Here is a 300-nt window from a genome sequence, read left to right as displayed (position 1 = left end):
TCTTTTTCTTATCTTTTTGTGTTTTTGTTCTTTTTTTCAGTGATGTTTGCTTGGGTTTGTGGGTGGGGTTTTTTTTGTTTTGTGTTGGGGTGGTTTTTTTTGTGTTTTTTTTTTTTTTTTTTTTTTCTGTTTGTTTTTGTGTGTTTGTTTTTTTTTGGGGGTGGGGGGGGGGGTGGTGGTGGGGTGGGGGGGGGGTTGTTTGTGGGTGGTGGTGTTTTTGTTTTTTTTTTTGGTGTTGGGGGGGGGTGTTTCGGTTGGGGGGTTTTTTTTGGGGGGGGGGGGGGGGGGTGGGGGGGCCCC

General features: G+C 46.0%; 1 pseudogene. It reads right to left on the bottom strand.

The features are described 5' to 3' along the window. Positions 1 to 300: pseudogene (locus tag PUR53_RS47985) on the bottom strand (hypothetical protein); the annotation flags it as partial.

Source organism: Streptomyces sp. SP18BB07 (assembly GCF_036322545.1).
GTDB classification, from domain to species: domain Bacteria; phylum Actinomycetota; class Actinomycetes; order Streptomycetales; family Streptomycetaceae; genus Streptomyces; species Streptomyces deccanensis.
The sequence above is the reverse complement of the archived record's forward strand: the minus strand, read 5'-3'. Positions and strand labels throughout refer to the sequence as shown.